The following is a 21,375-nucleotide window of genomic DNA, read 5'->3' on the forward strand; positions in this document are numbered from 1 at the left end:
CATCGCCGGCCCCGTAGTTGACCGCCGAGGCAAAGGTGCCGTCGCCGTTGTTTTTCAGGATGGAGACGTTGTCGGAACCATAGTTGGCCACGGCCAGGTCATCATCGCCATCACCATCAAGATCAGCAGCATAGACAGAATAAGGAGCATCACCGGCCCCGTAGTTGGCTGCCGAGTCAAAGGTGCCGTCGCCGTTGTTTTTCAGGATGGAGACGTAATCGGTAGGCAAGTTGGTCACGGCCAGGTCATCATCGCCATCACCATCAAGATCAGACGCATAGACAGAACGAGGATAACTGCCAGCATAGTAGTTGACCGCCGAGGCAAAGGTGCCGTTACCGTTGTTTTTCAGGATGGAGACGTTGTGGGAACCATAGTTGGACACGGCCAGGTCATCATCCCCATCACCATCAAGATCAGCAGCATAGACAGATTGAGGACCATCGCCGGTCCCGTAGCTGACCGCCGAGGCAAAGGTGCCGTCACCGTTGTTTATCAGGATGGAGACATTGTCGGAATTCCAGTTGGCCACGGCCAGGTCATCATCGCCATCACCATCCAGATCAGCAACATAGACTGAATTAGGATAATCACCGGCCCCGTAGTCAATTCTCGCATAAAACATAGGATCATTGGCGAAAGCGCCGGCAGACATCACTAAACAAAGTATAATTACTGCAACTGATAGAAGACGGTGATTATTCATCAGAGACACTCCGGACTAAAAATTGTCATTTCAAGTCGGTGGCACTTAGGACCGCATTACCACCCTGCTATGGAAGAAGTATACACCAAAACAGCACAAAAGTCAATGTGTAGGAAATCATATCTGGTGTAGACGTGGGCGTCTGCCGCCCACAAAACTGCAGCGTATTACCCCCGGCAGGACGTAATTAGAACTTACAAAGCCTTGTTACAGCACTTTCGATCAGTGGCATAGGGGTGTTTCCAAGGACCACCCGATGGGTGGAGGTAGTTCTCATTACGGGCACGCCGCCGGAGCCGGACCTCCAGTAAACAAGTACGAAACGAGATAGGTCAGATCGGCGATATTGATCTCGCCATTACCGTCAACGTCACTTTCTTCCATGCACGGCGGAGGCGACCCTCCAGTGAATAGATAGGCCACGAGGTAGGTCAAGTCTGCGATGTTGATTTCATCGACCAAATCGTAGTCAACATTGGCGCGGATTGGGGGAACGCAGCAGCCAAAAGGAATAGCTAACGAGAATGGTGATAAGGATGTCGTATAACCACAGATTGTGTTGGTTGCTGTATCCAAAGAATATGTAATATCTACCCAATCAGGATCAACGAAGTGCATCAATCTCAGGTTTGCTTCTTCCTCTTGAGCAACTATGGCAGAATCATAAGTTATGCAAATTAGGATTGAGTCTTCAAAGGTAGCATCCGTAGTAATATTGTAGTACTCGGGATTGCCAGTCGGAACAATCTCAAAAGTCCCTTCACCCGGGTCCGGCCCACTGTCTGTTATGGTCATTTCCGTTGTCCCTGGTGTTGAGACACTGTCAAAAGTAATATCAACATCATCCCCCAGATCTACTACTACACTATCACCAACGGATGTCTCAGCTTCAAAACTGCACGAATCTCCTATACCATCCCCATCAAAATCTTCCTGTAGTGGGTTATATCTGGTTGGACAGTTGTCATCAGGACATGTGTTATAGGCGAACCCGGGATTGCCATATCCGTCATCATCAGTATCAGTACATTCATCACAAGCATCACCGATGCCATCATTGTCTGTATCTAATTGGTCATCGTTTGCTATACTTGGGCAGTTGTCACAAATATCACCTGTACCATCAAAGTCGGTGTCTTCCTGCTCCGGGTTGCTATCAGTTGGGCAATTGTCACAGCTGTCACCAGCGCCATCAGAATCAGTGTCCTCCTGAGCAGGATTGTAATGCGATAGACAGTTGTCGTCGTCGTCCGCGATTCCGTCACCATCGGTGTCAGGTTGTACTGTCAGGTTTATCGCGATATACTGCGGCGAATTTGCGGCGCTTGCCGAGGTAATGGTCACAGTGTCGATATAGAAACCGGAGCCCAGTACCGTGATATCAACTGCACAGTCTACGACAGAGGGAGTCGTTGTGACACTTGGTGTCGGTGTCAGCCATGCTTCGCTGTTGGAAACGGAGAACGCAAGTGGATCACCGTCGGAATTGACTGAGAAACTCTGAGTGTTGGGGTTGGCGCCGCCTTCAATGGCGTTGAAATTCAGCATTATAGGATCGACAAATAGATTTGGAGGGGGAGGTTCGAGTTCTCTGACAGTAAGTGCCCCTTCAAAATGGGGATAGATAAAGACCTGAGAATCATTCACGAACATCCATTCCGTTGCTATGCTGTAAGCCATCGTGTCAAACGTGACGCTGTCACTTTCCGTCCAACCTGTAGCTGTGAAATAGTAACTTGCCCAGAGCCTGCGACCACTGGAATCCGCCGGTATGCAATGAGATATCCCTGCTGCACCAAGCAAGAAACGCTGATTGGTGTTGGTAAGATCAATATCGTCATCTTCGAAAAAGTATGGACCAAACTCAAAGGGGGCAATGAGCGACGAAGCTTCGGTACTGTCCATCTGAAACTTGGGATTGTCCCAGGTGATACCCATAGAGAAACCTTTCAGATTCTCGTTCGAAAAAACATAGATGTCAAATCGTAATCCACCGGGAATGGCCGATGGCACAAAGGCAACCGTGTCTGGTGCATTGAACAAACTATCGCAAGCATCACCGATGCCATCACCGTCAGCATCTTCCTGTCCCGGGTTGTTAACATCAGGGCAGTTGTCGCAGACATTCCCGACGCTGTCGCTGTCAGAATCCGCCTGGTTGGTGTTAGGATAGGTCGGGCAATTGTCGCAAAGATCTCCAACACCGTCAGCGTCGATATCCTCTTGTTCTGGATTGTAATCATCGGGACAATTATCGCAGGCATCTCCTATACCATCAGAATCAGAGTCAGGAGTGGGATCACATCCGATCGGAAAACAATGAGGGCCATCCCAGCCCGGTACATACGGATCAATTCCGGTACTCCAGAGCCATTCGTTGGCTGAAGGATACCAGCACGAATCTATACAGAGGTATTTGCCGTCTGCGGCCTCATCAACACGAGTATGTAGAACATATACCTCAGAATCAAAGCCGACAGGTATACCGACATATTGATCAACACCTCCAAACCCAATAGTGTCCGCGCCTTGGCCGCTGACACCAAATGAATTGATAAAGAACCAATACCAGCAATCCTGGACAGGTGATATTGAATCCCATGTAACTGGCTCCCATGTTACTGATGGATCTTCTGTGAGACCAGATTCATCGGTGGCACCATAGATCCTGAAACCATTCGTTCCTCCACGTATGGGGCTATCATCTGCATTCGTAAGACGAAGATTAAAACTTATATCTGCATGAAGTGGAATCCAGTTACCAACAAGCCCGTCTACATTGTCTAATGACATTCCGCCCCTGGTGTTAGGGGCACATGGAAGTGTATCAAGACAATCTGTTAGTTCAGGTCCTCCCGCAAATAGATAATATGTAAGATATGCTAAGTCATGGATATTTACCCCTTTACACCCACCAGCATTTGCCGCAAGCGGAACAACTGGTTCAGGACCTTCGCCCCAAAACCAGTCAGTCAGATAGGTCACATCCCCAATATTGATTCCTCCATCATTCCGTGCATCACCACAGATAAAGTCACAATGGTCACCGATGCCATCACCGTCAGCATCTTCCTGTCCCGGGTTGTTAACATCAAGACAATTGTCGCACAGATCGCCTACGCCATCACTATCAGCATCCTCTTGGGCGGGGTTGTCAACACCGGGACAGTTGTCACAGGCATCTCCCACAGTGTCACTGTCGGTGTCCGCTTGATTGGTGTTGGAATCGTCGGGGCAGTTATCTTCTGGGCATGTGTTAGCAGTAAATCCCGGATTTCCGAAGCCATCACCATCAGTATCAGTACAACTATCGCAGACATCACCAATGCCATCACTATCAGCATCCTCTTGACCTGCATTGGCAATTGTCGGACAGTTATCACATAAATCTCCGACTCCATCATAGTCGCTGTCGATCTGGTTAGGGTTATAAACTGTCGGGCAGTTATCGTCATCATCAGCTACGCCATCGTCATCAAAATCACCCACAACAACCAACTTGGTCACAAAGACATCGGCCATACCCCGAAAGGTCTGGTATGCTCCCTCGATTGGGAAATCGGTGGAATAAGTATAGCCGGTAATATAAGCACTACCAACGTCGTTCAGTGAGATGCCACGACCTCCATCTTCACTACTCCCGCCAAGGTAAGTGCTGTAAACCAAAACATTGCCGGAAGAATTTAGTTTGGTTACGAAGACATCATCACTACCCTGATCTGTTTGGTATTCTCCCTCTGTTGGGAAATCGGTGGAATTAGTAACGCCGGTAATATAAGCCTTGCCGGAACCATCCACCGCGATGTCATCGCTGGTATCATAACCACTTCCCCCCAAGTAAGTGCTGTAAACCAATGTATCGCCGGAAGAGTTTAGTTTGGTGACAAAGACATCCCAGCTACCCTGATTGGTGGTTTGGTATGCTCCCTCAATTGGGAAATCGCCGGAATTAGAATAGCCGCTAATATAAGCGCTACCAGAGTCGTCCAGTGCGATGTCGGGGCACCAATCATAACCACCTCCCCCCAAATAAGTGCTGTAAACCAAGGCATTACCTGAAGAACTTAGTTTGGTCACAAAGACATCCCAGCCACCCTGATAGGTTTGGTATTCTCCCTCAGTTGGGAAATTGTTAGAGTAAGTACTACCGGTAATATATGTATTGCCAAAACCGTCCACTGCAATACCAGAACCCTGATCAATACCATCTCCCCCCAGATAGGTGCTGTAAACCAAAGCATTGCCGGAGGAATTTAGTTTGGTTACGAAGGCATCTTCACCACCCTGAAAGGTTTGGTATTCTCCTTCGGTTGGGAAATCCATGGACTGAGTTATGCCGGTAATATATGTATTGCCAAAACCGTCCACTGCAATACCAGAACCCTGATCAATACCATCTCCCCCCAGATAGGTGCTGTAAACCAAGGTATTGCCGGAACTATTTAGTTTGGTCACGAAGACATCCCAGCTACCCTGATTGGCTTGGTATGCTCCCTCGATTGGGAAATCGGTGGAATGAGTAGAGCCAGTAACATACGCATTGCCGAAATTGTCCACTGAGATGGCATTGCCTCTATCTTCGTCACTGCCCCCCAGGAAAGTGCTGTACACCAAAGTATTGCCGGAACTATTTAGTTTGGTCACAAAGACATCGCTCTCACCCTGAAAGGTTTGGTATTCTCCCTCAGTTGGGAAATCAGGAGATACAGTCTCGCCGATAATATAAACATTACCGTTTCCGTCCACTGCGATGCTCCAACCTTTATCAGCAGCACTTCCTCCCAGGTAAGTGCTGTAAGATAATACCGGGTCAATGACCAGGGGTAGTGCCGGATCGTAGCTACTACTGAGTTCAAACCCAAAAGAATTATCACCTTGTAGTCTATAGATACCCTCTACCGGAACACGGCTGCTATTTTCTACTTGATAAATTACAGGGCGTTGTTCAACAACCTCACCCCATTTAGTTTCAATGACCAAATCTCCATTATCATTTATTGAGATAGATTCTGCACCTTCATACTGTATCTCTATTTGCGAATAGTCAGCACCCGGGGATACAATAAAGTCATACTCCATCTGTTTGCCATTGCCGTAGTATTTCAGGTCAATACCGGTATAGATTTCTTCATAGACAATGGCATTGTAGTTGGGGATGTCGGTGTGCCATTCGTTAGGGTCGTTGCCGATGAAGTAGTTGCATTTGTACTCCATTATGTCAGCACTCACCATTCGAAGATTGGGATTTGCTCCTATGAATGACGCCTTGATGGCGATGGACTCGATGCTGTCGGGTTGTCTATCCATCATATCATCTGGCATCATACCATACCGCTTGTCTACAACAGAAATGGGATCACTATCTTCTGATTTGATTGTTCGAGTAAACTGGTAGACAGCACCATCGGATGTAAACCACATCGTGGCTCCACCGGCATTGGCGCGATAGAGGACCTGTTCATCCCACTGCCCTTGATTCTCGGTGAAGGCAAGCGGCATGGATGTAAGATTTCTTGTCACCGTGACTGACTGGTCATTGGCGGTCGCACCGGCGCACATTATGAGACATATTGCGACTACTGCAAGTGGGAGAAGGCGGTGGTTCTTCATCGAAGACACTCCTCATAATAGGTCTGTCAGAGTCGGTGGCACACAAGACCAGATTGCCACCCTGCTGTGGTGAAGTATACGCCGAAAAGACGAAAAAGTCAATGTGTAGGGTGTTTCGGTCCTGATGATCCACCTGTTGACTACGACGCGCTAAACTGCTATCATTCCCTCCAAACTAACAGCAGCAGTGCGGAGAATATGTCAGGGCCAGAAGACAAAGCGCGTGAACAGATAGACCAGCTACTGCAAGCGGCAGGGTGGCAAGTCCAGGATCGCGACAAGGTCAATCTGGGAGCTTCGCTCGGTGTGGCCGTTCGCTATTTTCAGATGAAAGAGAAGAACGAAGCTGACTATGTTCTGTTCGTTGACAGAAAGGCGGCTGGAGTTCTTGAAGCCAAAGCGGTCGGGATTCCTCTCGGCGGGGTGGCCGTCCAGACCGATAACTACCTTCGGCTGCTGCCTGATGGAATCCCCTCCTATGGCACGCCACTGCCTTTTGCATATGAGAGCACCGGAGTCGAGACGATGTTTCGGGATGAGCGTGATCCGGAACCTTGCTCCCGGTCTCTGTTCGCATTCCACACGCCGAGTCAACTTAAGAAATGGCTTGAGGAAGAAGGTACGCTCAGAGGGCGTCTGAGGGAGATGCCAGATATTGCCGATCCTCGCCTCTATGACTGCCAGGAAGAGGCTCTCGACGGCTTGGAGGAGTCTCTGAGACACTTCAAACCACGAGCCTTGATCCAGATGGCGACCGGCTCCGGGAAGACCTTCACAGCCATTTCGCAAATCTACCGACTCATCAAATTCGCCGGAGCCAAGCGGATTCTCTTTCTGGTTGATCGCAGGACGCTCGGTAAACAGGCAAGAAGGGAGTTCGAGGACTACACGACACCCGATGATGGCAGGAAGTTCAAGCAGATATACAACATCCAGCATCTGACCTCTAACGTGCTTGACGATGTGAGCCGGGTTCACATCTGCACTATCCAGCGGCTGTTTTCTATGCTCAAGGGTGATGCGGAGCTTGCTGAGGACCTTGACGAGAAGTCACCATGGGAGCTGGAGACCGGAACCAAACAAGCTGAGGTCAGATACAATCCGAGAATACCAATTGGCTATTACGATTTCATCATAACCGATGAGTGCCATCGCTCAATCTATCATCTCTGGCGACAAGTGCTTGAGTACTTCGATGCCTTCCTCATCGGCCTCACCGCCACCCCTTCCAAACAGACAATCGGTTTCTTCAATCAGAATTTGGTTACCGAGTACAGCCATGAGCGAGCCGTCGCCGATGGTATCAATGTCGGCTACGAAGTCTATCGCATCAAGACTGAGATAGGGGAAAAAGGCAGCCATGTCGATGCCGGAGTGTACATCGACCGTCGGGACAAACTCACGCGCGAGAAGAGGTGGGAGTTGCTCGACGAAGACCTTGACTATAATCGCAATCAACTGGATCGGGATGTTGTCGCCGTAGACCAGATTCGCACCGTTATCCAGACCTTCAGGGATAGAGCTTTACCCGAGATGTTTCCCGGACGGGGCGAGGTGCCCAAGACACTGGTGTTTGCTAAGGATGATTCGCACGCAGAAGATATAACCGGTATCATCAAAGAGGAATTCGGCAAAGGTAACGACTTCTGTAAGAAAATCACCTATCGCACAACCGGCGAGTCGACCGAGAGTCTGATAGCCAGCTTCCGCAACTCCTACAATCCTCGAATTGCCGTCACAGTCGATATGATCTCTACCGGGACCGACATCAAACCTCTGGAGTGTCTTCTCTTCATGCGGGATATCAAGTCCCGAACCTACTTTGAGCAGATGAAAGGTCGCGGCACACGCACTATCAATAAGGACGACCTTCAGCGGATCACTCCCGGTGCGAGGTTCAAAACTCATTTTGTCATTGTCGATGCAGTCGGAGTGTGCGAGTCAGACAAGACCGACTCCCGTCCGCTGGAACGTAAACGGACTATTCCTTTTGAGAAGCTGCTCAACTCTATCGCCTTTGGAAACCGGGAGGATGATGTCATCAGTTCGTTGGCCGGTCGTCTGGCGCGACTGGATCAAACGATTGAATCCAAAGACAGGAAGAAACTGACAGAAGCTGCCGACGGCACCGAGCTAAACACAATCATCCATGGGATGCTTGGCTCGATAGATGCCGACGCTCAGATCGAACACGCCAAAAAGAAGTTTGCCGCCAAGACGCCGACCGAAGAGCAAATCACTGAGGCTGCGATTGATCTCAAAAACGATGCCTGCTCGGTGTTTGACGATCCGACTTTTCGCGAGACGATTCTTGATGTCAAAAAGAAGTCCGAACAGACTATCGACAACCTGAGTAAGGACACTGTTACCTTCGCCGGGTTCGACGAACAGGCACGGCAAAAGGCGGAGTCGATCATCACCAGTTTCAAGGAATTCATAGCGCAGAACCGCGACGAGATCACGGCATTGCAGATTCTCTATTCCCGGCCCTATGGTCAGCGGAAACTGACCGTCGAGACAATCAAGGCGCTTGCTGATTTACTCTCAGGTCAGGACCGTCTTATGACACCGGAAATCATCTGGCAGGCGTACGACCGTCTTGAGAGAGGGAGAGTTCGTGGGGTATCGGTACCCCGGCTGCTGACTGATATGGTCTCGTTGGTGCGGCATGCCATGGGGCACGAAGATATCCTTGAGCCGTTTGCGGAGTATGTCAACCAACGTTTCGATCAATGGCTGGGTCTGCAGAAGGAGAACGGCGTCGAGTTCACTGAAGAGCAGATGAAATGGCTCTTGATGATAAGGGACCACATTGCTACTTCCGCCAGTATCTCTAAGGATGATTTTGAGCGAGTGCCATTTAGTCAGCAGGGTGGACTGATGAAGGTCTTTCGTTTGTTTGGTGATGAGTACGAGAAGCTTGTTGATGAGCTAAACGAGGTGCTGGTGGCGTGAGTAGGGTAGAAATTGTCCAGCATGTCTTGCCTTCCAATTGGGCATGGTCCCAAATTGGCGCGCTACTATCAATCAGGAATGGTTCTGCCTTCAAGAGTAAGGACTATGTTGATCATGGGGTGCCGCTTATTCGTCAAACGAACCTCAAATCTAAGAGCGTTGATGTTGAAGCTGCAGTCTGCCTACCGGAGCACTACATTGAGGACAATGCCGAGTTCTTGATCAGAAGGGGTGACTATCTTGTGGGAATGTCAGGTTCGCTTGGCAAGATCAGTTGCTACCGAGAGGATATGCCAGCTTTGCAGAATCAACGGACAGGCTTGCTGACGCTACGCGAGAAATCAGTGAGTGGATATCTGTTTCGTTACTTCGAGTTCTTGGAACACCAAATCGCCTTGGCTGGTAAAGGAGTAGGAGTACAGAACATAAGCTCCAAAGAGTTGGAGATGATACCCATTCCAGTACCACCTCAAGCTGAAGCTCAACGTATTTCGGCAAAGACAGACGAACTTCTCAGTCACCTTGATGCTGGGATGGAGGGGTTGAAAAAGGCAAAGGCTCTGCTCAAGCGATACCGGCAGTCAGTTCTCAAGGCGGCGATGGAAGGCAAGCTCACGACCGAGTGGCGAGAGAAGAACAAGGACAAGATCGAACCAGCGTCCGAACTGCTCAAACGGATTCTGGTTGAACGTCGAGAGAAATGGGAAACCGAGCAACTTGCCAAGATGAAGGCCAAGGGCAAGCTACCGAAGAACGACGATTGGAAGAAGAAATACAAAGAGCCGAACCGGCCCGACACTACCGACCTCCGCGAACTGCCAGGGGGGTGGGTGTGGGCTACCGTCGAGCAGGTTGCTGACAGTGTCGTCTATGGCAGTTCCAAAAAAACCTCTGTCACAGCAGGAGGTGTGCCAGTCTTGCGGATGGGAAATATCGTTGATGGTGAACTGAATTGGGAAAAACTCAAGTACCTTCCAAAAGACCACGATGAATTCCCTGCACTCCTTCTGAGTAAAGGCGACCTTCTATTCAATCGCACAAATAGTGCTGAATTAGTAGGCAAATCGGCCGTCTATGAAAGCAGCCCAGGATTCGCGTCATTCGCATCCTATCTCATTCGGTGTCGATTCGGAAACGGAGTTGATTCGTACTTCGTATCCTCCTGCATCAACTCGGTTCTGGGTCGCAAGTGGATCAAGTCAGTTGTGTCTCAGCAAGTAGGGCAGGCCAACGTAAACGGGACCAAACTGAAGAGTTTCGCCTTTCCAATGCCATCCGTCCAGGAGCAAGCAGAGGTGTCGAACAGACTGCGCCAGATACGCGCGGCTGAGTCCAATTTGTTGAGTGTTTTTGACACGGAGAGAAAGCGAGCTGAAGCACTCCGTCGCTCCATTCTCAGCCACGCCTTCACCGGCAAGCTCGTTCCGCAGGACCCTGATGACGAACCGGCTTCAAAGCTGTTAGAAAGGATTAAGAGTCAATAATGCCGAATAGCTCAAATGCAATTGTAGACAAACTCTGGAATTTCTGCACTGTTCTGCGCGATGACGGTCTGAGCTATGGTGACTATGTTGAGCAGCTTACATATCTGCTGTTTCTTAAAATGGCGGACGAACGGACTAAACAGCCATACGAAGAAAAATCAACAGTTCCGGCCGGACTTGATTGGGCTACGCTTGCGAGTCTGGACGGCGATGAGCTTGAAGTTCACTACCGCCACACTCTTGAGGTTCTGGCCAAAGCCAAGGGCATGCTTGGGGTAATTTTCAGGAAGTCTCAGAACAAGATACAGGACCCCGCCAAGCTGAGGCGGTTGATCTCACTCATTGGAGAAGAAACCTGGATGGGGGTTGATGCCGATGTCAAGGGGGAAATATACGAGGGGCTGCTTGAGAAGAACGCTGCTGATGTGAAGAGCGGCTCGGGACAGTATTTTACACCTCGTCAACTCATCAAGGCGATGGTCGAGGTTGTTCGACCCAAACCGAGAGAGGCGATCTGTGATCCCTGCTGTGGAACGGGCGGGTTCTTCTTGTCGGCGTTTGATTATGTCTCGCACAATTACAGGCTGAACAAGAGCCAGAAAGAGTTTCTTGAGGCGGAAACTTTCCGTGGCAAGGACATTGTTGATGGGGTAGTCAGGCTCTGTGTGATGAATCTCTTTCTTCACGGCATCAAGAGTGATGAGAGTATTGTGGAGACTGGCGATGCGCTCATTGCCGATCCCGGCAACCGATTTGATATCGTTCTGACCAATCCGCCATTTGGCAAGAAAAGCAGTGTTACTGTGGCTAATGGGGACAAGAAGACAGGCAAAGATTCTTTGACCTATGAGCGGGAGGATTTCTGGGCAACAACCTCCAACAAACAACTAAATTTCCTGCAGCATGTCAAAACGCTCCTGAAGATCGACGGTCGGTGTGCGATAGTAGTGCCGGACAACGTGCTCTTTGAGGGTGGGGCCGGTGAGATAGTCAGAAAGAAACTGCTGCATGGATGTGATGTTCATACTTTGCTGCGGCTGCCTACGGGTATTTTCTATGCTCAGGGAGTGAAGGCAAACGTGTTGTTCTTTGACATGCGACCGGGAGGCGAAGCAGCGTCAACCGAAAATCTCTGGATATACGACCTCAGAACCAACAAGCACTTTACTCGTAAAACGAATCCTCTCAAGTTTGAGGACTTGGCTGATTTTATCGAGTGCTACAACGCCGATAATCGGCACGAGCGGAAGGAATCGGAGCGGTTCAGGTGCTTCTCGTATGATGAGTTGGCGGAGCGCGACAAGACGAGTCTTGACATATTCTGGCTGAAGGATGACAGTCTTGAGGATGCGGCCAATCTTCCGAAACCAGACGTAATAGCCCGGCAGATTCAGGAGAACCTCGAAGCGGCACTGGAGCAATTCGCTGGCATCTATCAAGACTTGCAGGGTAAGTGATATGGCGAGGGATTGTATTTCGTTTGCTTCAGTGAAGCGACAGTGATGACATTGATGGTTTAGAGTTGAATACTGGACGTAAACCAGATCACACAGTGAGTACCATGCACGCAGCATTACCCGGGAAACGAGATAGTTGCCAGAACGCATCCTCCGCAAGGAATGATACCTATGTCAGATGAGCCAGAAAGCACAAATCTCAATGCCATTTCCGCTCAAACGTGGGCGACTCTCTTGTCGAAACGCTATGGCTTCGACTACGACTCGACTGTCGAGTATCTGAACGTAATAGAAAAGGCTAACGACGAACTTGATGAGCGTGCTCCGCATATGCCTTACCGAGCCCAATCGGATGCAATGATGGCTGTTCTTGCAACCGAGCTGGGATCTGTCGCGGCGCAGTTGCCAGAAAACTTGCGGTCAAAGACCCTACATCCTCGTGACATGCGCGAATACATGGAACTAAGTGCGATAGTCCAACACCTCAGTAAATATCCCATGCCACTCGGAGACACATCGTTCATGTGCGAAGTAACTGATGTCCTCATAGAGTGTATTAATGGGGACAGAAACAAGTTGGTTAACACAGGACTGCCATCCGTTGTTCCAGTAAATGGAAGTTATGTAAGTGTTCTAGGCTCCTTAGTCTATCCCTCGAAGCTCCCGTTAATGACCAAGGAACGGCCCAGAGACGGTCGTGTATCTACCATCCGCTATTTCTGGGATCGATGTCCAGATGTTCCAGCCAGGATTGTCACAGGACCCTTCGGAAGTCACATTCGAGTGACAGGTAGGGCCATCCAGTACTCGCAGGACGGTACGGGTTACGACTTGGATGGAAAGAAGATAATCGCCCCCACATATGAAGAGGCCTTTTGTAACACCGAGCTATCACCATGCCAGGTTGGAATTCTTCCAGCACTCCGGGAACAACTGATTCCATTGAAGCTGGCTGTATTGACAATCCTGCGTGATTGTCTATCGCGACAAAGTGTCTCTGAACTCTGGCCTCGCTGCCTCGACGTTTTGACAAGTACCCTCTGCGCAAATAGGATAGACTTTTTGCTGATGGTAGACTCCCATTACCTAAAACTGGAAACACGCCTGACCCTCAGAAATATGTGGTATCCTGAGCCAGTCAACTGGGGCGGCCTAAGAGAGCTTCTACAGATCATCGGACTTTATGAAAGAGAGCTGAAGCTCGATCATTCGCTTTCCAAAGAGAAATATCTAATGAAGTACATTGCCGAAGATCGCAATGGTCGACGCTTCTTTTCATTCAACACACTAGGTGATGTCCTAAGACACCCTGAAGCGGAGCGCCTCAAGCCGGCTTTGCTGAGTCTGCACAGGATGTTCGGTGAGGAACTCTTGTTTTGGGAAGAGTTTGACAAGCGGGCGGAGGCAGCTCTCAACTCAGAATTCTATGAGCCAATCGCTCTGACTCACATGGTTAAGCGCGGTGTATCGGAAGAATTTAGGAACTCCATGGAGAGATACGGTAGCGCACTGCAAAACAACCTTGAATCGGACTTGGAACTCAAGAAGCTCGATCCTACCAGAATGAATTCTGAAGCTTCAGCATCTAAATCCCCATTTCACGAAATTCGCGACCTCAAGTGGGAAGAGATTACTATCACGTTCGTATCACATCATTCGGTGTCCATTGCGGCGCGTTCGGTTAGTGAGACCTACACATATGCTGAGTTGGGCTTTGCGGACGGCCGTAGTGTCGATAAACCTAACACGCGGTGGGTCGTACTGAAAACCATGGCTAAGCGGGGAGAGATATCATATTCAGTGGATATTGAACAGACTACCCGCGATACGGCCAAGGCTGCCATGAAGGACATCAGAAAACTTCTCAGAGTAGCTATCGGCCTTGAGGATGACCCGTTCCATAAATACAGAAAGGTCAACGCCTATCGGCCGAAATTCCAGCTTGTCGACGCATCCTACAGCAACGGTGCGTGATAATTCACCGACCCGCTCTGAAAAATCTCACGAAATCTTCAAATTGATATAGGTTGATTCATAGTCACTTAGGTGTGTTGCTTCTGCCCTGGACTTACTTTCCTGGGCATAATCCTCTATCCCCCGTGTTTTTTCGCCATTAGCCATGAAGACCGCAAGGTTTGGCGACTAATCAGGCTATAGACCCCTGAGGTCGAGAACCAGGAAGGTGACTTCATTGCCAAACCTGCCTTCCTGGCTCTTCTGTAATGTGGCACGTCAATGGCGAGAGTTGACTTACACGAAGATTCCACCAATCGGGCCGATCCGACGACCGAGCCAGTCCGTAAGGACGGTGGCTCTTGTCGGAAGGAACCCGGCATTGCGTTTCTCGGACAGTCTCTTTCTGCAGACGAGTACCGGGAAGCTTGCGAAAATCTTCAGACGTTCTTCCAACTTCTCCGTGATTGGCGTGAGCAGGAGTCCAATGGCGACACGAAAACGACACTTTCAGGCGAGCAGGGTTAGGCGTCGGCACTGCTATACCATGGCAGAGTTGGCCGATCTCCTTGGAGCATACATACGAACCATACAGAACTGGCACAAGGCCGGGATGACCCCAATCGACGAGACCCAGCGACCGATGCTATTCCTCGGCAGCGCAGTCCGCTCTTTTCTGGAAAACAGGCGAAAGAGCCGAAGGCATACTCTCCAACCAGGCCAGATGTTCTGCCTCAGGTGTCAATCTGGACGGTGGTCTGAAGCCGAAAGTTTAGGTTTTGAGTTCACCGGGAAGGTTGTCGGCAAGGACGATGAGCAGGTTCTGGTTACTGGAAAGTGCGACTCTTGTGGAGCGAAACTGGTGCAATTCGGTACGCATCGGAGTCTGTTACAGGGGATTTGGACCGTGCAATTCCAACAAGCAAGAAAGGGATTATATGGTACTAACCAACCCCCTTGTAATACTGACTTAACGGAAGGATGTTAGCATGAGAGCCAATCCATCAAACGAGAAGACGAAGCGACGCTATTTTCGATGGCTGAAAGAGGCGGAAGGGTGCACCGAATCGACGATACGATCAGTTGAACGTGCGATCTGTGTCTTCGAAGACTATACTGAGTCTGCAGATTTCAAGATATTCTGTGAGCGGCAGGCGACTGGCTTCAAGCGGTGGCTGAACGAGAAACGCCGCAGTGGAAAACCGCTGTCCACCGCTACGGTGTACCAAACGATCAGACACCTCAAAGTCTATTTCAAGTGGTTAGCCGGTCAACCTGGGTACAAGTCCCAGATCAGTCTTGATGCGGTTTCCTATCTGTCACTCGACAAGAAGACGGTGAGAGCTGCTTTGGCTCCCCGTCCTCGCAAGTTCCCTGATTTGGATTATGTGATCGGATTGACAGGTTCCATTGATGTTCAGAACGACATTGACCAGCGTGACCGTGCTCTTGTGGCGTTTCTGCTATTGGCTGGTATGCGATATACTGCGATCTGCACATTGACGCTCGCGTGTGTTGAGCTTGACAGCCTGACCGTTCACCAGGACCCAAGGCTGGGAGTAAAGACGAAGTTTGGTGAGTCGATTACGACCCGTCTTTTTGGATTTAGCGATACGCTCACTGAATATGTCGTGAGTTGGGTAGAGTATCTATCGGAAACGAAGGGCTTTCAGCCAACTGATCCGCTTTTCCCCAAAACAAAGACGGGTCAGGTGGAGGGAGGATACACCTTTGTAGCCTCTGGTGTAGAGCCAGTGCAGTGGTCTGGCGGCAACGCGATCCGGGAGATTCTTCGGCGACGATCATTGGCAGCTGGACTACCCTACTTCGCTCCGCACGCATTCAGGCGTGCTGCGATTCAGTTAGCTGGTAGACACTGCATAACACCGGAACAATACAAAGCTGTCAGTCAGAATCTGGGACATAAGGATGTGGCGACTACACTATTGACCTATGGTATGCTGGATAGCCACAAAGTGGGAGAAGTTCTTGGGGAAATCGATTTCGCTAACAAGCCTGGCTTCAAAGGCGAGGGCATTCCTCCAGGCGAGGTTGCACAATTCCTGAAGAAATACCAAAGTAAGGCTTGACTTGAGGGATATACGACGATATATTGTGAGGTATGAACGATTTGATCTCAGAACTTGAGAGCTATCGATTGGAGAATCGGATTACGCAGAAGGAGCTTGCGGAGCTGCTGGGAGTGGCTTTCGTGACAGTTAGCCGTTGGCTCAATGGCCATGCGCTGCCCAGTAAGATACACGAGTACCACATCCGGAAGCTACTCAAGTCTGGAGGCAAGAAGCGATGAAAGCCGTTATCTATGCGCGTGTATCCTCCAAGGAGCAGGAGCGAGAGGGCTTTTCGATTCCAGCCCAACACAAGCTACTGATCGAATATGCCAACAAGCATGATTTTCAGGTCACTCAGGAATTCACGGAAGTAGAGACGGCGAAATCATCCGGCCGCACTGAGTTTGGCAGGATGGTAGAATACCTCAACGCACAGAGCGACGTGCGCTGCATTCTGGTTGAGAAGACCGACCGACTATATCGTAACTTCAGAGACTATGTACTTCTCGAAGCGTTGGACCTTGAACTCCATCTGGTCAAGGAAAACGAGGTTATAAGCAAGAACAGTCAGTCGCACGCAAAGTTTGTTCATGGGATAAAGGTCTTACTGGCCAAGAGCTTCATCGACAACCTCTCGGAAGAAGTGAAGAAGGGGATGCGTGAGAAAGCTGAGCAAGGCGAATATCCAGGCAAAGCTCCCTTCGGCTACTGCAACGATCCAATAGGCAAGTCTATTGTCCCTGATGAGAAATACGCGCCACTAATCAAGCGGCTCTATCAGCTGTACTCGAGTGGCAACTACTCGCTGGCCAGTTTGAGAGACAAGGTTTATGAGGAAGGATGGCGGACGGCCAAAGGGAGGAAGTTAGCAAAAAGCATGGTTGAAGCTGCTCTTAAGCGCCGATTCTATTTGGGAGAGTTCGTCTGGAAGGGAACGACGTACCCCGGTCAGCACGAACCTCTCATATCAAAGAGCTTGTTCGATAGCGTCCAGGCCGTACTCACATCTGCTCCCAGACAGCAGTCAGGCAGGAGAGAGTTCTTGTTCCGAGGACTTCTGAAATGCGAGCACTGTGGATGTGCCCTTGTCGGAGAACTCAAGAAGGGGAAATATATCTACTACCACTGCACTCAGGCACGTGGTCCATGCAATCATCCCTGGGTTCGTGAGGAAGTCCTCGACCAGCGCATGATGGATGTGCTCAAGGCTGTTGAAATAGATGATGGGACTGTTGGAGATATTGTTCAGGCGCTGAAGGACAGCCATCAAGATGAGACAACTTTTCGGGACTCGGAGTTGTTACGTCTGCGAAAGCGTGATAGAGAACTGCAATCCCGTCTTGATCGGGCTTACGAAGACCGACTTGATGGAGTGATCGACGAGGAATACTGGCGGCGTGTCTCCGCCTCTTGGCGAGATGAGCAGAACGGAATTGCCCATCAGATTCAGAAACTCGGTCAGTCAGACAGGAATTATATCGATCAAGCCGTCGAGATATTAGAACTCTCAAAGATGGCGCATTCACTGTACTTAGAGCGCAAGACGGCTGAGAAGCGACAGTTGTTGCAGTCTCTACTATCGAACTGCTCGTCGGATGGTATAAACCTTTGTCCCACATACCAGACACCCTTCAACTTGATAGCTGAAGGGCGTCAGAATCAATTTAAGTACCCCCGGCAGGACTCGAACCTGCTACCCTCGGTTTAGGAAACCGATGCTCTATCCAGATGAGCTACGGGGGCATCTACACTTTCCACTGCCTGTATTAAACCGGCCATTATGGTTCTTGTCAATCAGGAATTACGGGGGGAATGCGGGTACAGGGCAATTCTTGTCTGGCCTACGGATCCCACCTCAAGGGGTTTGTTGAAAACCCCAAGCGGGGGACCACTCAACCTTTGAGAGACTATAGCGTAGAACTCTTAATCGCGTGGATTGCGATCAACGCGACCATTGTCGTAAAGACCGTTGACCTCTACTACCTGCCCAGCTTCGTCACGAATAAACTTCATGCGAAAGTAATCCAATTTCTCAAACCAAAAAGTGTCCTCGGTCATCGGAGTCATCTTGAACTTCGGGCGTTCGTCCCGTTGGTAGTAAAGGACACCGTCTTCGAGAGTAATGTGTCGGGGGCCATAATCACCAACGAACTCCAACAATATGGCCTCGTCTACTTCAATGGGATTCAGTTGCGCATCGAGTCCTGCGATGTGCCAATCAAGGATTGGTAACGTTCGTTCGTCGCGAGGGTTCTCTTTAATCTTATTCATCGCTTCGACACGTGCGGTCATCAGGGCGTCATCGGCGGCAACGGCAATATGCGGTTCGACTCCGGTGCCTTCCCAGTTGGTGCCGGTGATTGGATTAATGGCACGCCCGAAGGGAACCTTAAGCTGCACATTGAGGTTGGCGTACAGCTCATTATTACAAGGATGTGCGCCACCGCCGGTTGTTTCCCCTATTAGAGTGGCACGTTCCAGATTTTTAAGGTTAAACGAAAATTCCTCTGCGCCGGAGAATGTGTAGCTACTCGTCAGCACATATAGTGGGATATCGGTCATCCTCTTGCCGGGAACCCAGTTGTGTGTCCAGAACTGATGGATAGAGTCAGACTTACGAATGTAGAAACTGTTGAGATGGACCGGCTCATTGAAGAAATAGCTCGTGAGCAATTGAATCATGACCGGATGACCACCTCCATTTTCCCGCAAATCAATTATCAGCGCATCGCAGTTTGCCACAAAGGCCATAGCCGCAATGGCCGTTTCCCCCGCCTCAGGGTAACCACTGAAACCGTCGAGCCTGAGATAGCCAACGTTCCCAGGTAGACGCTCGACTTTGACAAAATCGAAATTATTGTACTCCGAGTACATAAAATCCAGTCGTTCGTTTTCTGCTTTGTTGGTATCCGACTCGATTTGCGCCAGTCGTTCCGGACTGACATAGAAAACACTCAAGTGCCTGTCATGGCATACTTCGCGCAGATCGGTGGTCAGAGCCTCGGTGAATTCACCGAGATTGCTTATGTCCTTATACGCTTTATTCTTGTACTGCTTGCGAATGTATTGCTCCATCTCCGCGGCTACTTCAGGAAAAACATAGGTAGAGTTAAGTGTGGCCGTAATGCTGTCGATGATCTCCGCCTGGGACTTGGCATCGACAGTGATGTCCTGAGCCAGAGCCGATTGACCCGGGGTAAGACATACCAGTACCAGGGCAACAACGAACCAGCAGGAGAGCACTCCGACACCATTTCCGTTTTCGTTATAGACATGATTCACAATGGTTTCCTCCGTTGAAACAGATTGTCCTTTATGAGTTGGCTACCTTGCATTTACGTAGTTCTTCGCATAGATGTTTCACTCATCGTGATCAGGACAAAAAAGAAAAACCGCGACCCTCTCGGGTCACGGCCTTCATAGTGTGCAATTGTCTATCGGCGGTCTATCGCATCGTCCCCACATAATGGGATGTAAGCTGCTTCTCGCGCACCGCCGGATCGGTGTAGTCTGGTAATAGCATCGGCGCCACACGTCCATCAGCTACTCCGGCCTTGTCTACTTCCGCGTTGTACTTCACAGCATGATCGAGACTCAGCTTGCCGTCTTTGGCATCACCCTGGATATATTTACCAGCGCTTTCTCCGGCAATACGGCCATAGACCATAATATCGAGCAACGAGTTACCCATCAGGCGATTCTCGCCGTGGGTGCCGCCACCAGCTTCACCGGCAACAAATAGTCCCGGGACACAGGTGTCCGCTGTTGGTTTGAATTCCAAGCCACCATTCTGGTAGTGCAGAGTCGGATAGATAAGCATCGGTTCTTTAGCGATGTCGATACCGAAACGTTCATACAGAATATGTTTGCCAGGGAATTCGCGTTCGACCGTACCCTCACCGGAAAGCATTTCAATCATCGGCGAATCAAGCCAGATACCGAGCTTGCCGGTCGGAGTCGGTACGCCTTTGCCGCTGCCAAGACATTCCTTGATGATGGCGGAAGCCTCAACATCACGCGGCTCACGCTCGTTAACAAACTGGTTACCCTCGATATTAACCAGGTTCGCACCCGAGCCACGGAACTTTTCAGTAATCAAAATACCTTCCGCCTGCTCCGGGAAAACGATTCCGGTCGGATGGTACTGCACTGTGTGCAGGAAACAAATCGGTATGCCCGCTCGGTAGCCCATGACGATGCCATCAGCGGTAGCGCCATAATGGTTGGTGGTCATGAAACCCTGAATGTGCAGACGGCCACACCCTCCGGTAGCCATAATGACCGCCTTGGCCTTGGCAACCATATACTCTTCCGTTTCGAGATTGTACAGGACAGCGCCAGCACAATGACCGTGTTCGTTGAGAATCAACTCGACGGCAGGAGCGAACTCGATAACTCTGATATCGGCCGAACGGTTACGAGCTTCGTCTCGCACGGTGCGCATCATCTCTGCGCCGGTGATGTCGGCCGCATAATGCATCCGTTTTCGTGACGTACCACCACCATGAATAGTCTTGAGGGTGCCATCATCAGTTTTCGAGAACCCACAACCCAATCCTTCCAGCCATTTGATCACGCTGGGAGCCTTTTGGGACAGGGTTTCGACCAATTCGGGCGTGTTCTTAAAATGACCGCCACCCATGATATCGAGATAATGAAAATACGGTGAATCCTTGTGGCCCTTTGTAGCGGCTTGGATGCCGCCTTCAGCCATCATCGTATTGGCATCGCCGTGACGCAGCTTAGTAGCGATAACGACCTTGGCGCCATGCTCCTGCGCCAGCAGAGCGGCCGATGTTCCGGCTCCGCCGCCACCAATGATAAGCACATCCGTCTCGATGTCAACTTTGCCCAGATCCACCTTAGCCGGATCGACCCGACTGGTAGCTTCGAGCAGGTCAGCTATTTCATGGGCAATACGGTACCCTTTACTGGGACCAACCTGGACTTCCCGACGACCTTCTTCTTTGACGTCGGGATGATTCTTGAGCATCTCATGGCGCTCATCAAGGCTCAGAAATGGCACTTCCTCGTTGGCCTTCTTGCGCTCCACGCGCTCAGCGCGAGTGCTCTCGACAACCTTGATAAGCTTCTTTAGTTCTTCTGGATATGGCATTACAGTCCTTCTTTCACATCAC

At 50.1% G+C, this 21,375-nt stretch carries 12 protein-coding genes, 1 tRNA gene and 7 pseudogenes; 9 read left to right on the forward strand and 11 right to left on the reverse strand.

The features are described from left to right. The 8 genes and pseudogenes from KOO62_12275 to KOO62_12310 all read right to left on the reverse strand — a co-directional run. Positions 1-706: VCBS repeat-containing protein (locus KOO62_12275; protein MBU8934765.1), on the reverse strand; the 706-nt coding region annotated here is incomplete at its 3' end. 276 nt (positions 707-982) lie between these two features. Further along, positions 983-2,644 carry a thrombospondin type 3 repeat-containing protein gene (locus KOO62_12280; protein ID MBU8934766.1) on the reverse strand — a complete coding sequence of 554 codons (1,662 nt, stop codon included), beginning with the start codon at positions 2,642-2,644 and terminating at the stop codon, positions 983-985. A gap of 105 nt (positions 2,645-2,749) precedes the next feature. After that, positions 2,750-3,499: pseudogene (locus tag KOO62_12285) on the reverse strand (thrombospondin type 3 repeat-containing protein). Between the two features lie 240 nt (positions 3,500-3,739). Continuing rightward, positions 3,740-4,228, reverse strand: a pseudogene (locus KOO62_12290) (thrombospondin type 3 repeat-containing protein). 219 nt (positions 4,229-4,447) lie between these two features. After that, positions 4,448-4,753: pseudogene (locus KOO62_12295) on the reverse strand (SBBP repeat-containing protein). A gap of 75 nt (positions 4,754-4,828) precedes the next feature. After that, a pseudogene (locus KOO62_12300) lies at positions 4,829-5,029 on the reverse strand (SBBP repeat-containing protein). Further along, positions 5,018-5,320, reverse strand: a pseudogene (locus KOO62_12305) (SBBP repeat-containing protein). Before KOO62_12305 ends, KOO62_12300 begins: the two co-directional pseudogenes overlap by 12 nt. Before the next feature lie 84 nt (positions 5,321-5,404). Then, positions 5,405-6,316: pseudogene (locus tag KOO62_12310) on the reverse strand (SBBP repeat-containing protein). 198 nt (positions 6,317-6,514) lie between these two features. On the opposite strand from KOO62_12310, the gene KOO62_12315 reads away from it, so the two are divergent. From KOO62_12315 to KOO62_12355, 9 genes and pseudogenes are all read left to right on the forward strand, one after another. Continuing rightward, positions 6,515-9,271, forward strand: coding sequence for a DEAD/DEAH box helicase family protein (locus tag KOO62_12315; protein ID MBU8934767.1), 2,757 nt, complete (start codon positions 6,515-6,517; stop codon positions 9,269-9,271). Continuing rightward, on the forward strand, positions 9,268-10,755 hold the full coding sequence (locus KOO62_12320; GenBank protein ID MBU8934768.1) for a restriction endonuclease subunit S: 1,488 nt from the start codon (positions 9,268-9,270) through the stop codon (positions 10,753-10,755). The genes KOO62_12315 and KOO62_12320 overlap by 4 nt, the downstream gene beginning before the upstream one ends. Beyond that, on the forward strand, positions 10,755-12,212 hold the full coding sequence (locus KOO62_12325; protein MBU8934769.1) for a type I restriction-modification system subunit M: 1,458 nt from the start codon (positions 10,755-10,757) through the stop codon (positions 12,210-12,212). Before KOO62_12320 ends, KOO62_12325 begins: the two co-directional genes overlap by 1 nt. A 171-nt stretch (positions 12,213-12,383) precedes the next feature. Continuing rightward, a complete protein-coding gene (locus tag KOO62_12330) occupies positions 12,384-14,186 on the forward strand; it encodes a hypothetical protein (protein MBU8934770.1) in 1,803 nt (600 codons plus the stop codon). Positions 14,187-14,447: 261 nt separating this feature from the next. After that, positions 14,448-14,693, forward strand: a complete 246-nt coding sequence (locus KOO62_12335) for a hypothetical protein (GenBank protein ID MBU8934771.1) — start codon at positions 14,448-14,450, stop codon at positions 14,691-14,693. A 461-nt stretch (positions 14,694-15,154) separates the two neighbouring features. After that, entirely contained in the window at positions 15,155-16,255 is a 1,101-nt protein-coding gene (locus tag KOO62_12340; GenBank protein ID MBU8934772.1) for a tyrosine-type recombinase/integrase, read from the forward strand. 32 nt (positions 16,256-16,287) lie between these two features. Beyond that, a complete protein-coding gene (locus KOO62_12345; GenBank protein ID MBU8934773.1) occupies positions 16,288-16,476 on the forward strand; it encodes a helix-turn-helix domain-containing protein in 189 nt (62 codons plus the stop codon). After that, positions 16,473-16,922, forward strand: a pseudogene (locus KOO62_12350) (recombinase family protein). Before KOO62_12345 ends, KOO62_12350 begins: the two are co-directional and overlap by 4 nt. A gap of 225 nt (positions 16,923-17,147) precedes the next feature. Beyond that, positions 17,148-17,945, forward strand: coding sequence for a zinc ribbon domain-containing protein (locus KOO62_12355; GenBank protein MBU8934774.1), 798 nt, complete (start codon positions 17,148-17,150; stop codon positions 17,943-17,945). Here KOO62_12355 and KOO62_12360 read toward each other — a convergent pair. The 3 genes from KOO62_12360 to KOO62_12370 form a co-directional block, all read right to left on the reverse strand. Next, positions 17,907-17,980, reverse strand: a tRNA-Arg gene (locus KOO62_12360). The genes KOO62_12355 and KOO62_12360 overlap by 39 nt on opposite strands. Before the next feature lie 180 nt (positions 17,981-18,160). Then, complete coding sequence (locus KOO62_12365) at positions 18,161-19,519, reverse strand: S41 family peptidase (protein MBU8934775.1); 1,359 nt, start codon at positions 19,517-19,519, stop codon at positions 18,161-18,163. Between the two features lie 163 nt (positions 19,520-19,682). Next, the gene (locus tag KOO62_12370) at positions 19,683-21,353 is read right to left on the reverse strand and encodes an FAD-binding protein (GenBank protein ID MBU8934776.1); all 1,671 of its coding nucleotides are present in this window, start codon (positions 21,351-21,353) and stop codon (positions 19,683-19,685) included. Between the last annotated feature and the right edge of the window lie 22 nt (positions 21,354-21,375).

It is taken from the genome of Candidatus Zixiibacteriota bacterium, from assembly GCA_019038695.1.
Taxonomy (GTDB): Bacteria; Zixibacteria; MSB-5A5; order GN15; family FEB-12; genus B120-G9.